The organism is Claveliimonas bilis, from assembly GCF_030296775.1.
GTDB classification, from domain to species: Bacteria; Bacillota; Clostridia; order Lachnospirales; family Lachnospiraceae; genus Claveliimonas; species Claveliimonas bilis.
Genome location: NZ_AP027742.1, coordinates 970,337 through 982,650, shown reverse-complemented (window position 1 = coordinate 982,650; position 12,314 = coordinate 970,337). Strand labels below are relative to the sequence as shown.

The window sequence follows — 12,314 nt, the reverse complement described above, 5'->3', positions numbered from 1 at the left end:
TCCTATCCAAACCTCCCTGTGATATAGTCTTCTGTTCTCTTATCAGAAGGAATTGAGAACAATTTCTCTGTATCATTGTATTCAATGACTTCACCCAGCAGGAAGAATGCAGTATTATCCGATACACGTACTGCCTGCTGCATATTGTGAGTTACCATAACAATAGTATAATCCTTTTTCAGTTCCATCGCAAGATCTTCTATTTTAGATGTAGAAATCGGATCCAGAGCGGAAGTCGGCTCATCCATCAGAAGCACCTCCGGTTCCACTGCAAGAGCTCTTGCAATGCAAAGTCTCTGCTGCTGGCCTCCCGACATTCCCAATGCACTCTTTTTCAGTCTGTCTTTACATTCTTCCCAGATTGCGGCATTGCGCAGAGATTTTTCTACAATATCATCCAGTTTCGCCTTGGAATGTATCCCATGTGTTCTGGGGCCAAAAGCAATATTGTCATAGATGCTCATGGGGAAGGGATTCGGCTTCTGGAATACCATTCCCACACGCTTTCTCAAAAGGTTCACATCCATCCCTTTAAAAATATTCTGTCCGTCCAAAAGGATTTCTCCGTCAATACGGCATCCCTCTACCAGGTCGTTCATACGGTTGATGGATTTCAGCAACGTAGATTTACCACAGCCGGAAGGCCCGATAAATGCAGTGATCTTATTGGCTTCAATTTCCAGATTTATATTTTTGAGGGCTTTAAAATCCCCGTAATGCAGATCGACATTTTTAATACTTATCTTTCCCATTTCCATTCCCTTTCTATGCTTTTGTCAGTTTTCGCGCAATCACGCTCGATAACGCATTAATACCCACTACAAGAACCAGCAGTATAACCGCCGTAGCGTATGCCTGATCCATGTAAAGACCTTCGCTGGACAAATTATACATATGAACTGCAAGGGTACGCCCGGATCCGAACACACTGGAAGGAATCTGGGCAACGGTTCCTGCTGTATAGATCAATGCTGCTGTCTCGCCCACGATACGTCCGATTGCCAGGATAACTCCTGCCAGGATTCCGGGAATCGCTGACGGAAGCACAATACGGAAGACGGTACGCAGTTTTCCTGCCCCAAGCCCGAAGCTTCCTTCACGATAAGAGTCCGGCACCGCTTTAAGCGCTTCTTCCGTGGTACGCATGATCAGAGGAAGAATCATGATGGACAATGTAAATGCTCCTGCCAAAAGGGAAAATCCCCACCCGAGCGTATTAACAAAGAACAGCATACCGAACAGACCATATACGATAGAAGGAATACCGGAAAGTGTCTCTGTAGTAAGACGAATAATTTCTACAAATTTGTTTCCTCTTCCTGCATACTCAACAAGAAAGATTGCCGAGAAAATTCCGAAAGGAACCGCAATCAGCAGGGAGAGCAGTGTCATAATAACGGTATTGATCAAAGCCGGCACAACCGAAGCATTTTCCGATGTATAATGAAGTGAAAACAGAGACGGTGTAATGTGCGGCAGACCATTGAGCAAAATATATGCGATTAAGAAAAGTAAAACAGCAAAGGTAATGAAAGCTCCCAACAGCACCAGCAGCAACACAACAAAAGAGCCCGGATGTTTCATATATGTTTTTAATTTATCGCCTATGGTTGTCTTATTACTCATGATCGGCCCCCCTCTTCAGTAATGCAACGCTGAAGTTGATGATAAGGATAAACACAAACAGTACCACTCCTGTGGCAATTAGTGCCTCTCTGTGAAGATCTGTTGCATATCCCATCTCCAGTACGATATTTCCGGTCAGAGTACGGATACCCTGAAGGATACTTTCTGCAAATCTCGGCTGATTTCCAACAATCATAATAACCGCCATAGTCTCACCGATGGCGCGTCCGATCCCCAATACGATGCCTGCAACCACACCTGACTTTGCCGCCGGAATGATCACACGGAAGATACTTCTTTCCTTTGTTGCGCCAAGAGCAAGAGATCCTTCATAATAGTGCTCCGGCACTGCCCGCATAGCGCTTTCTGTGGTTCCAATAATCGTCGGAAGGATCATCATGCCAAGAATCAGAGATGTTGTCAGGATACTGTTTCCATCTCCCGAGCGGTCTACCAGGCCCGCTCTTTTAAGTACCTGTCCGAAGTCACGGATCAGCGGTACAACAACTACCAGGCCGAAAAAGCCATACACAACAGAAGGGATACCTGCCAGCAGCTCTGTCGCCGCTTTAAGCGGTCTGTAAATCTGTTTCGGGCAGTACATTGCCATAAATACAGAAGTCAGAATCCCAATCGGGACACCAAAGATAATAGCTCCGGCTGTTACATAGAGACTGCCGACAATCATGGGCAGAATTCCGAACAGATTATTATTGGGACGCCAGATATCGCCTGTTATAAATTTTACAAATCCTATTTCTTGAATTGCAGGGACGCCATTTGCGAACAAGAAGATACAAATGAGAGCTACCGCCAGCACCGAAGCGCAGGCGGCAACTAAGAACACTCCCTGCATGAATTTTTCAGTCCATGCTTTCGATTTCATTTTCTCTTTTTCCTCTTATCCTACTGTAAGATTATTCTGCAATTTCATCCCAGGAGTAAACTTCACCTGTGTAAATAGATTTTACCTGATCAGATGTCATATCTTCTGTAGGATTGTTGTTGTTTACGATTACAGCAATTCCGTCAGTTGCCATTACTGTAGCATCAAGCTGGGAAGCTTCATCTTCTTTCAGCTCTCTGGATGCCATACCGATGTCATAGCTTCCTTCAATTGTGTTTGTCATACCCGTTGTAGAATCAGATGTCTGAAGCTCAATATTTGCATTCGGATTTACTTCTTTGTATGCCTCGATCAGTTTTTCCATTACAGGTGATACAGAAGAAGATCCGCCTACTACTGCATCTCCGGATGGCTGTGTTCCTTCAAAAGCTGCCACATCTGCAACCGGAATATATCCTTCTTCCTCTACTACTGCCTGTCCTTCTGTGCTCATGATATAGTTCATGAAGTCAGTTGCCACTTCGTTGTTCAGATCTTTTGCTACTGCAATGTTAAATGGTCTGGATACTTTGTAGTCACCGCTTACAACATTGTCTGCTGTTGCTTCTGCTCCGTCAATCTTCAGAGCCTTTACACTGTCATCAAGAGATCCAAGAGAAATATATCCGATAGCATATTCATTCTCTGCAACAGTTGTCATCATAACAGAAGTATTGTTTGTAATCTGTGCATCTGCAGTTGTCATATCAACTTCTTCGCCGTCTACTTCTTCCACAATACCAAACAGCTCTGTGAAAGCTCCTCTTGTACCGGATCCGTCTTCACGGGATACGATCGTAATATCGTTTGCTGCATCCCATTCAGAAGTGCTTTCTGTGCTTCCGCTGTCAGAGCTTGTATCTTCGCTTGAATCAGAACTTCCGCATCCTGCAAGCATTCCTGTCATCATTCCTGCTACTGCTAATACTGCCATAAACTTTTTCATTTTCATAGTTTTTAATCTCCTTTTGTTTCCTGCAATATTTTGTATGTATTTCCTTGACAGTAGCTATCATATAAGACCAATGTTAAATCTGAAACCAGCCGAATGTTAAATCTACGTAAAATTATTTATCCTGTAGAAATTATACCCTCTGGTGAAAAAAATATACACTGCGGGCAATGAGTTCCGCTTTCGGAACTCTCAACTCTCATGCCGAGTGCAGCCGCTTTAGCGGCAAATTTCCTGTTAAGTAAAAAAGACCTTAGCTGCCGCTAAAGCCTTTTTTCAAAGTTTCCGTCTACTGCACATCCTTCTGTAAAGATCATAAATGCGTCCGGATCAATACTATGTACGATTCTCTTGATCTGTCCCACTTCATATTTGGATATCATTACAAATAAAATATAGGAAGTCTTATTCGTATATGCTCCCTCACCGTCCCAATTCGTCACGCCTCTCCCGAGCTGTTCCATAACTGCTTTCGAGATGCCTGTCTTTTTAGTAAAGATCATAACACTCATATTGATATTTTGAATATGAACCCTGTCAATTGCTATGGACAATATCGTTGTATAGATCAGTGAATAAATAACGATTTCAATATTAAACATAAAAAGACAGATCATATATACAAATATATTCATAAGAATATTAATACGCCCCACACTGAAGCCCGGATACTTTTTTGTACAGCAAAGTCCGATAATGTCCTGTCCTCCGCCTGAACTTCTTCCTCTAAGGACAAGTCCGGTTCCTGTTCCGGCAACGATGCCTCCAATGATACACGATGTCAGATAATCGTCAATTACCGGAGTCGCCGGAATGGGAATAATCATCAGGAAAATACTCTGAATAGCAACTGTAATAAGTGTCTTTACCGCAAACTGCCTTCCCAACACCCGGTATCCCAGATAAAACAACGGAATATTCATAATAAAGTAAATAAGACCGGAAAGATCCAAACCGCCCGGCACCGGCACATGCATCACCTGTACAACAAAAGTACGGAGCAGCTGAGCGATTCCCATGAATCCTCCATTGTACAAACCAAGGGGCGTGATCAGCACATTAACTCCCAAGGCGAATATAAAACTGCCGGCCACAGCATCTATTCCCTGCACCAGCACCTCTTTTTTCTTCTCACTTATTTCATTCAGCATTTTCCCTCTTCTCCTCTTCCTTCCTGCATCTACTCAAATAAAAGGGACCTAAGCCTACTGCCTAAGTCCCTGACTGTTCTTCCAGACAAGCCTGAATTGCTTCGTTTAACGAAAGCATCTTTTCATCCAGCGTTGACACCATCTCTGCACATTCCCTCAGATCCCGGCTGATATATTCCGGAGCATTTCCCTCAAATTTATAATATATCTTATGCTCCAGACTCGCCCAGAAATCCATAGCAATGGTACGGATCTGAATTTCCACCTTGGTATCTACCACACTGTCGGATAGAAAAATCGGAACAGATACCAGCATATGATAGCTTTTATATCCGCTCTCCTTCGGATTTTTAATGTAATCCTTAATAGAAAGGACTTTCAGATCGCTTTGATTTCCTATCATTTCTGCCAGTTTATAAATATCTGATGTAAAAGAGCATATCAGACGCACGCCTGCAATGTCATTCACATACTTTACCATATTTTCAATGGAAGTCTCATGTCCGTTACGCTTTAATTTCTTTACAATGCTTTCCGGCGTTTTAATTCTTGTCTTGATATGTTCGATCGGATTATACTGATGGACATGCTGAAACTCATCATTTAAGATTTCCAGCTTTGTTCCTACCTCCTTCAAGGCAGACGTATATAAAAACATGATGGTTTTCCAGCTGTCCACATCCTCATAATACTTAAATGTTGCTCCCATGTTGTTTCCGTACTCCTTCACCCGCCATGTCAGCGCAAAATCTTTGTTTTCCTGCATGGCTCATTGCCTACCTGAATATTATATCATAATTTCAGAGCATTGTCATAGAGTTCATACTTATTTAAGAAAGAGTTCATTGCAGAAGCCACATTTCCAATATTATTAAAATTCTATTCCTTCCCTTGCCGTTCGCCCTTCATCGTATGGATGTTTGATCTTTGTCATCTCCGTTACATAATTGGCTATCTGGAGAAGCTCATCTGATACGTGATGTCCGGTCATAACTACCTCCAGGCCGCGCGGTTTATGCTGAAGGAAATGGATCAGTTTCTTTTCACTTAACAGTCCAAGATCAGCCGCGCACACTGCTTCGTCCAGTATCAAAACATCAAAATTGATACAGAATTTGGCAATCTCATCCAGCGCCTTTGTATTATAATGCCGATATTCGGCCTTTTCATTGCTGTTCATCTGATTATAAAATTTGACATGTCTTTTTCCCGGCAGGCATGTAACATTGGGAAGCTGTTCCAACACTTTTCTCTCATTAGAATTGTTGTCTTTCATAAACTGGAATACCAGAACCTTCAGACCGCTGCCCGCTGCCCGGACTGCCTGCCCCATAGCCGCGGTAGTCTTTCCTTTTCCATCTCCATAATAAATATGTATCATTCCAGTTCCTGTCATATGTATACCCCCTGACATTTTGTCATACTGTAGTTTCCGGCCACGCCGGCTCCTCTCATCTATTAACATATTGTAGGGGTTCTTATGCTAGAAGTCAAGCTGCATATCTCCGAATTTGATCCACTGCCGCCTGCGCATAAATTCTGAAATAGCCAGAGTCACCACGGCCGGAAGAAGAATCTGGATCAAAAGGATCTTGATCAGTACTATACTGGCCGGTTCTGTCTGGATCATAGTCTGCCAGGTCATGATCTGTCCTACCAGACCTGCTGTTCCCATTCCTGACCCTGTCGCATTGCTTGTCATATGGAGCACAACTGTTCCAACAGGCCCAAGGATTGCGCTGGAAAGGATTGCCGGAAGCCATATGACCGGTTTTCTTACAATATTGGGCACCTGAAGCATAGATGTGCCGATTCCCTGGGCCAAAAGTCCGCCAACTTTATTTTCTCTGTAGCTCGCCACAGCAAATCCCACCATATTGCAGCAACATCCAACCGTTGCGGCTCCGGCTGCCAGCCCGGATAAATTGAGGATAATCCCAAGGGCCGCTGAACTGATAGGGAGGGTAAGGATCATTCCCATCAGAACAGATACAATAATTCCCATTAAAAATGGCTGCTGCTCTGTTCCCCAGTTAATAATAGCGCCAAGGCCTGTCATAAACTGAGAGATCGGAGGGCCGAGAAGCAGACCTACTGCTGATCCTGTTCCAATCGTCACGATAGGTGTTACCAAAATCTCTACTTTTGTCTTTCCGGATACCATATGTCCGAATACGATGCCGACATAGGCAGCAATAAAGGCTCCAAGAGGTTCCCCCGGGCCTGAATATACCATCGTTCCGTCCACAAGCACTGTCCCTGCAAGAAGATTGCTTGCAAATGCTCCTGCCATTCCTGCCACACCGGCAGATACAGTCACGAGCTGGCCTTCCTTAAATTTTGCCGCCACACCGACGCCGATCCCCGCTCCTGTCAGGGACGCTGCCACCTTTCCGATGGCAAAGATCATATCTCCCACGCTTCCGCCGATAAGAGTTCCGATCTGCTGCACGATCGTTCCTATGATAAGCGTAGCAAAAAGCCCCTGTGCCATTCCGCTTAAACCGTCAATGAAAATGCGGTCCAATACTTTTTTTAATTTTTCCATAATACCTTCTCCCTTATCCTTCTGAATACACTTATGTTTTTACATGTGTCTTGTCACTTGGAAAGTGTATCACAAGGCGAAGGGGAAGTCAACGAATTTCTATCTGACACATTTCCATAGTCTGAATAGCCGCTTCATGTGTCTTGACTGTAACCCCTGCACAGCAGTTCTTTGAAACAGCCACAGGAAGTTCCGGAGAAACTGCCTTGATAAGAAGAGCATTGGACACCACACAGATATCCGTGCAAAGCCCGATCAGCTCTGCCTCTTCATATCCGCCGGTCTTTACTGCCTCTGCCAGATCCACACTTCCAAAAGAAGGTTTCTCTGCCACATGTTCAGCATATCCCTTTAGCTCATCAATAATCTCCCATCCTTTTGTCCCGCGGATACAATGCTCTACCGGCAATTTTGCCCCTTCCTGAGTTTTAAGATAATCTTCCCCGTGAGTATCCTTTGTAAACCAAATATCCCATCCTTCCTTTTCTGCTCTTTCAATTCTTGCTTTTACATTGGGAACAATCTTTTCTGCCTCTTTCGTCCCTAACGCACCTGTCACGAAATCATTTTGCATATCTACTACGATCAGAAGTTTTTTCATAGGTATATTTCCTCCTATCTTTTCTTTTGTCAAGCGTACAACATTCCCTTAAAATTTTCAATGACCGACATGCAATATTCCTGATTTAGACTTTCTTCAGAATGTTTAGATCTTCCTTATGATATCTTCATTTTTTCTTTAGATGAGTGTCACAGATTAGACATATTTATCTTATATACTAAAACCATCAAATAAATGAAGTTGACGGAAGTACATAGAAAAAAGTCTTGGATTTCTGCCAGCTTCGCCTAAAGACATTTAACTTTTTTTAGATAGATTTACCTTTTTTCTCTTATTTCCTTTTTTCAGGAGCAGCCTAACCAAGCTGCTCCTTTTCCTGTTTACAACCTCCTGCCGCAATGCTATACTGCCAATAAAGACCAAATAACAGAAAGGATGAACGGTATGTTCCGATTGTGGGCAAAAGAATTTAAAGATAATCGAATGATCCGCGACACAGTCATATGCGAGGAAAGCATGGATACAAGAACTCACAAAATATTCCGCGCCCTCGATTCCGTCTGCTACGAATTTGATCTTAGCAAGCCGATCTGGCTGGATTCTACTATTCAGGAATTTAAACGGCACAGCAAAGCGCGTTTCTATCAGGACAATTTTGTGGATTCTATTGATTTTGATTATCTGGAAATCCAGGTTATAGAAGAAGGAGACTGAATATTCAGCCTCCTTCTTTTTAGTCATTTCGTATCGCCGCCAGAGGGCTTAGCCTCATAGCTCTAAGCGCCGGAAAATAGCCGGCCGCCATTCCTACAAATACAGCAAATACAACTGCTGCCATGATAAGCCACAATGGAATATAGGAAATTTCCCCTTCTATTCCCATAGCCTTACTGGACGATACAATAACATTAATAACAGTCGAAATGATATAACTTAGAATACTCCCTATGGCTCCCCCCAGCAGCCCGATAAATGCCGCTTCCATCAAAAACATTTCTTTTATATTTCTCAGACTGCATCCCAGCACTTTAATAACTCCGATCTCCTTCGTCCTCTCATAGATAGACATCATCATAGTATTGGCAATTCCGATCGCTGCCACAAGAAGGGAAACTGCTCCGATCCCGCCAAGAACAGCCTGTATGATTTTAAGCTGCCCTTTGGCGCTTTCCAGATATTCCACATTAGTGTCTGCCTGAAATCCCATCTGCCGGATCATAGCCGCTGTCTCGTCAACCGCATGAATGTCGTCCACTTTTACCTGCGCCTGTGTATAACTGAACTCTTTATATGGCTTTCCGGATTTTGTAACCGGCTGTCCGGGAATCGCCCTGCCGGAAAATTCTTTCTTCAGCATCGGTTTTAATGTATCCAGATCACAATAAACATTATAGTAGTGACTATTATAGAAATCCACATCACCAGCCACTACTCCGCTTGCATGCACTGCATGTTTTTTAGCCGCTTTTGTCGGATTTTGCCCTGTCCCTTCTCCGTCAGTCTGATCACCTGTGCCTGCGGACATCGCTGAAGGATCCTGTCCTGCCTGATATCCTGCTTCATCCAAAACGAGGAACATAGAATCATGTGCCAGATCGATATCCGGAAGTTCTCCCGTTTCGTAATAACTATTATTACCTTTTTTATCTGCAAAAGATGTAATAATCCCATTTCCATAAAGCAGCTCCAACTGTCCTGTCCCTGTCTGCGGCAGCCTTCCTCCCGGAGCCAGGTCAATATTCTGCGATGCCAGTCCTTCCGGCGTCATTGCTATCAGCTCCGTCCAACTCTGATATCCTCCTTTCAGAAGCATAACCGACATCCTGTACACAGGCTGCGCTGACACTACATGCTCAATCTGTGAAAACTGTTCTACAACAGAATCTGTAATCCATTTTTCTTTTTCCTCTTCGCCGGCTCCACCGCTGCTGTAGGACGTCATACCGTTTCCCGTGCTTCCGCTGCTGACCGTGATCGTGTTAAGGCCTCCCGACTGCTCAATCTCCTGATAAATCATCTGCTGCATCCCAAGACCCAGAGAAATCATGACAACAATAGAGGTTGTCCCAATGATCACACCCAGGACAGTCAGAAATGTCCGAAGTTTTCTGCGCTTTAAGTTTCCACTACTCATTCTCAGAAGATCGATCCAGTTCATCCAGCAATCCCTCCTCTTCCAGAGCGTCCATTTTCTTCTTCTTTCCCTTTCTTACAACAATGACAGCTGCCGCCGCTGCCAATATGACTGCCGCCACTGCTACAGGAATCACTGGAAATCCCTTTTCTTCCTCCGTATTGGAAAAGTCAGTCATAGCTGCGGTATCTTCCATCTCTGTGATTTCCAACTGAAAGGTTTTCTCTGCTGTAGCTACCTGTCCTGCCTCGTCTTCATAACTTAAAGTCATCTTCATGTCTTTCATGCCTGATGTAGGTTCTGTCCCCTCCAGCATTGCATCGATATCCGTACTTGCACCAGGTTCCACATTTCCTAAAAATATCTCTTCTTTTTTGATTCCTTCACCTTCAAACACTGCTTTTACATTATAAAGCTTTACTCTTCCCAGATTATAGAGACTGCTGGTAATGTTGGCTTCCTCCCCTGCCGCAATCGTAGCTGGAGTGATCTCAAAATCGCTCATTTCAAACCTTGCATCCTGTTTTACAGGAATGGACAAGCTGGAGGCAGCCTCTACCTGTGCTGCATTTCCGTCTTCATATTTCATAGACAGATTAATACTGTATGGCTTTTGTACTAAATCTGCTTTCGCATTCAGCTGAATGGAAATATCTGCTGTTCCCCCTGCTTTGATCCCATCCAGATAAATGGAGCTGGAGCCTGATGAAGGAAGAAATGCCGGTGATGTCGTCTGCTCATCGGATCCTTCTGACGGTGCCTCCAGATCAAAAAGCATATTGGAAACTCTCGTTGCCTTAGATGTGTTTTTCAAATGTATTGTAAGCGTAAAATTGCTTCCTGCTTTTACTTCAGCCGGATTTGTGTCGAATCCTGTCACGATCACTCGCGGAACAGATCCGGAAGTATTTCCTTCTCCGCCTCCTCCTGTCACAGCTCCATTGTCAAAACCTCCTGCAGCTGCCAGAAGCTGTGAACTGTTTCCATCTAAAAATCCGTCTGTACTTCCAGAGTTTCCGGCACTTCCAGAGTTTCCGGATCCTGCCCCCATCTGATCTGATCCCTGTGGGGAAGCGGGCTTTTTATCTCCTCCCGTCTGTGGTTTCTGCTGCTCTTTTGCTGCAATATTGACATAGAAGGAACTTGTATTTAACACCTCTTCTCCTTCTTCTCCAAAGGCAGATATATCGAAGCTTAAAGTGTATCGTCCCGCATCTGCGTTCTTCCTTGCTGTAAAATCAAACGACACTTCCCCGCTTTTTCCTGCCTCCAGCGTTTCTATTGTCTGACTGTAGCTTTGGTATTCCGTCTGAAACGGCCACTTATCTCCACTGTTTCTAAGTTTGGGGACAACTGTGATTTTTGTCAGGTCACTTTCGCCCGTATTAGCGATACATACTTTGAACTCCTTTTTATCGCCTTGTTTGTATGTAAGAACCTTATTATCCGGAACACTGACTTCTAATTGACTGGCTGCTGCTTTAAGCGGCGTCGGACTTACTATCCCCCAGATCACCGTCATCATCAGAACCGCCGCTGCTATTTTTTTTACCTGCTTCATATTTCCCTCTCCTTTTCTCTCTGTTTTTCTTCTACTTTTACAATCTTTCCGTCTATAATATGAAAAATCCGGTCTGCATAAGACGCAAGCTGCAGATCATGAGTCACCATGACAAGTGTGCGCTTCTGCTCTCTCACAACCGTCTGCATAAGATGCATGACCTCTTTGGATGTGTGGGAATCCAGATTTCCCGTAGGCTCATCAGCAAAGATAATATCCGGTTCCATAACAAGCGCTCTTGCTACGCCTACCCTTTGCTGCTGTCCTCCCGACATCTGATTCGGAAGATGCTTCTTATGTTTTCCCAATTTGACAAGATCCAGCATCTGATCTGCCTTTTTCATTCTTACACTTCTTTTTACCCCGCGGAAACTTAAGGGAAGCGCAACATTTTCTACGGCATCCAGCGTTCCGATCAAATGAAAAGACTGAAAAATAAAGCCTACATGCTCCCTTCTGAATTTGACAAGCTGCTCCTCATTCATCTTCTCTATATGCCGTCCACTGATTACAACTTCTCCCTTTGTGGGTTTTTCCAGACCGGCCAGCATATTAAGAAGAGTAGATTTACCTGATCCGGACGTCCCTACAATTGCACAGAATTCTCCCTTATAGATCTGAAAGCTGACCCCGTTCAGAGCCCGCACCGCTTCATCCCCTACACGGTACAATTTGTAGAGATCGTTCACCTCAATGACTTTTTGCATGCTCTGTATATCCTCTCTTGGCTTATTTCATACTGCCTTTTCCGTACAGGACAGTATCCCTGCATTCAGATAATCAATGTCAGAATACTGCTCCTGCATGGAAATGCATTTCTGTAACGTATGCAGGAAGAGCGTATCATACAATTCCTAATATAACCTTAGGTTTTTCTTTAATATTGTCTTAAGA

At 43.9% G+C, this 12,314-nt stretch carries 13 protein-coding genes; 1 reads left to right on the top strand and 12 read right to left on the bottom strand.

Annotated features, from left to right (window positions below; genetic code table 11):
- Positions 1-2: 2 nt before the first annotated feature.
- From pstB to R2J37_RS04735, 9 genes are all read right to left on the bottom strand, one after another.
- Complete coding sequence (pstB, locus tag R2J37_RS04775; protein WP_230106854.1) at positions 3-752, bottom strand: phosphate ABC transporter ATP-binding protein PstB; 750 nt, start codon at positions 750-752, stop codon at positions 3-5.
- A 13-nt stretch (positions 753-765) separates the two neighbouring features.
- A complete protein-coding gene (gene pstA / locus R2J37_RS04770; protein ID WP_230106855.1) occupies positions 766-1,626 on the bottom strand; it encodes a phosphate ABC transporter permease PstA in 861 nt (286 codons plus the stop codon).
- Positions 1,619-2,512 carry a phosphate ABC transporter permease subunit PstC gene (gene pstC, locus R2J37_RS04765; protein ID WP_230106856.1) on the bottom strand — a complete coding sequence of 298 codons (894 nt, stop codon included), beginning with the start codon at positions 2,510-2,512 and terminating at the stop codon, positions 1,619-1,621. The genes pstA and pstC overlap by 8 nt, the downstream gene beginning before the upstream one ends.
- 31 nt (positions 2,513-2,543) lie before the next feature.
- On the bottom strand, positions 2,544-3,464 hold the full coding sequence (locus R2J37_RS04760) for a substrate-binding domain-containing protein (RefSeq protein ID WP_230106857.1): 921 nt from the start codon (positions 3,462-3,464) through the stop codon (positions 2,544-2,546).
- A 263-nt stretch (positions 3,465-3,727) separates the two neighbouring features.
- Positions 3,728-4,615, bottom strand: coding sequence for a YitT family protein (locus R2J37_RS04755; RefSeq protein WP_316266318.1), 888 nt, complete (start codon positions 4,613-4,615; stop codon positions 3,728-3,730).
- Between the two features lie 61 nt (positions 4,616-4,676).
- Positions 4,677-5,324: a GTP pyrophosphokinase gene (locus R2J37_RS04750; RefSeq protein WP_230107541.1), complete on the bottom strand. Its 648-nt coding sequence runs from the start codon at positions 5,322-5,324 to the stop codon at positions 4,677-4,679.
- Between the two features lie 162 nt (positions 5,325-5,486).
- On the bottom strand, positions 5,487-6,011 hold the full coding sequence (locus R2J37_RS04745) for a cob(I)yrinic acid a,c-diamide adenosyltransferase (RefSeq protein WP_230106859.1): 525 nt from the start codon (positions 6,009-6,011) through the stop codon (positions 5,487-5,489).
- Between the two features lie 87 nt (positions 6,012-6,098).
- The gene (locus tag R2J37_RS04740) at positions 6,099-7,163 is read right to left on the bottom strand and encodes a PTS sugar transporter subunit IIC (RefSeq protein WP_316266317.1); all 1,065 of its coding nucleotides are present in this window, start codon (positions 7,161-7,163) and stop codon (positions 6,099-6,101) included.
- A gap of 88 nt (positions 7,164-7,251) precedes the next feature.
- The gene (locus tag R2J37_RS04735) at positions 7,252-7,764 is read right to left on the bottom strand and encodes a cysteine hydrolase family protein (protein ID WP_230106861.1); all 513 of its coding nucleotides are present in this window, start codon (positions 7,762-7,764) and stop codon (positions 7,252-7,254) included.
- Positions 7,765-8,169: 405 nt separating this feature from the next.
- On the opposite strand from R2J37_RS04735, the gene R2J37_RS04730 reads away from it, so the two are divergent.
- Positions 8,170-8,439, top strand: a complete 270-nt coding sequence (locus tag R2J37_RS04730; RefSeq protein ID WP_230106862.1) for a hypothetical protein — start codon at positions 8,170-8,172, stop codon at positions 8,437-8,439.
- Positions 8,440-8,458: 19 nt separating this feature from the next.
- Here R2J37_RS04730 and R2J37_RS04725 read toward each other — a convergent pair whose 3' ends face one another.
- The 3 genes from R2J37_RS04725 to R2J37_RS04715 are packed head-to-tail and all read right to left on the bottom strand — an operon-like array spanning position 8,459 to position 12,127.
- A complete protein-coding gene (locus R2J37_RS04725; RefSeq protein ID WP_230106863.1) occupies positions 8,459-9,883 on the bottom strand; it encodes an ABC transporter permease in 1,425 nt (474 codons plus the stop codon).
- Positions 9,852-11,420 (bottom strand): COG1361 S-layer family protein, encoded by a 1,569-nt coding sequence (locus R2J37_RS04720; protein WP_316266316.1) that lies wholly within the window; start codon positions 11,418-11,420, stop codon positions 9,852-9,854. Before R2J37_RS04720 ends, R2J37_RS04725 begins: the two co-directional genes overlap by 32 nt.
- Positions 11,417-12,127 (bottom strand): ABC transporter ATP-binding protein, encoded by a 711-nt coding sequence (locus R2J37_RS04715; protein WP_230106865.1) that lies wholly within the window; start codon positions 12,125-12,127, stop codon positions 11,417-11,419. The genes R2J37_RS04720 and R2J37_RS04715 overlap by 4 nt, the downstream gene beginning before the upstream one ends.
- Positions 12,128-12,314: the final 187 nt, after the last annotated feature.

Excerpts from the sequence above, each read along its gene's own strand:
- pstA (WP_230106855.1), bottom strand. The coding sequence starts at position 1,626 with ATGAGTAATAAGACAACCATAGGCGATAAATTAAAAACATATATGAAA.
- R2J37_RS04715 (WP_230106865.1), bottom strand. The coding sequence starts at position 12,127 with ATGCAAAAAGTCATTGAGGTGAACGATCTCTACAAATTGTACCGTGTA.
- R2J37_RS04740 (WP_316266317.1), bottom strand. The coding sequence starts at position 7,163 with ATGGAAAAATTAAAAAAAGTATTGGACCGCATTTTCATTGACGGTTTA.
- R2J37_RS04720 (WP_316266316.1), bottom strand. The coding sequence starts at position 11,420 with ATGAAGCAGGTAAAAAAAATAGCAGCGGCGGTTCTGATGATGACGGTG.
- R2J37_RS04735 (WP_230106861.1), bottom strand. The coding sequence starts at position 7,764 with ATGAAAAAACTTCTGATCGTAGTAGATATGCAAAATGATTTCGTGACA.
- pstC (WP_230106856.1), bottom strand. The coding sequence starts at position 2,512 with ATGAAATCGAAAGCATGGACTGAAAAATTCATGCAGGGAGTGTTCTTA.
- R2J37_RS04745 (WP_230106859.1), bottom strand. The coding sequence starts at position 6,011 with ATGACAGGAACTGGAATGATACATATTTATTATGGAGATGGAAAAGGA.
- R2J37_RS04755 (WP_316266318.1), bottom strand. The coding sequence starts at position 4,615 with ATGCTGAATGAAATAAGTGAGAAGAAAAAAGAGGTGCTGGTGCAGGGA.
- pstB (WP_230106854.1), bottom strand. The coding sequence starts at position 752 with ATGGGAAAGATAAGTATTAAAAATGTCGATCTGCATTACGGGGATTTT.
- R2J37_RS04730 (WP_230106862.1), top strand. The coding sequence starts at position 8,170 with ATGTTCCGATTGTGGGCAAAAGAATTTAAAGATAATCGAATGATCCGC.
- R2J37_RS04750 (WP_230107541.1), bottom strand. The coding sequence starts at position 5,324 with ATGGGAGCAACATTTAAGTATTATGAGGATGTGGACAGCTGGAAAACC.
- R2J37_RS04725 (WP_230106863.1), bottom strand. The coding sequence starts at position 9,883 with ATGAACTGGATCGATCTTCTGAGAATGAGTAGTGGAAACTTAAAGCGC.
- R2J37_RS04760 (WP_230106857.1), bottom strand. The coding sequence starts at position 3,464 with ATGAAAATGAAAAAGTTTATGGCAGTATTAGCAGTAGCAGGAATGATG.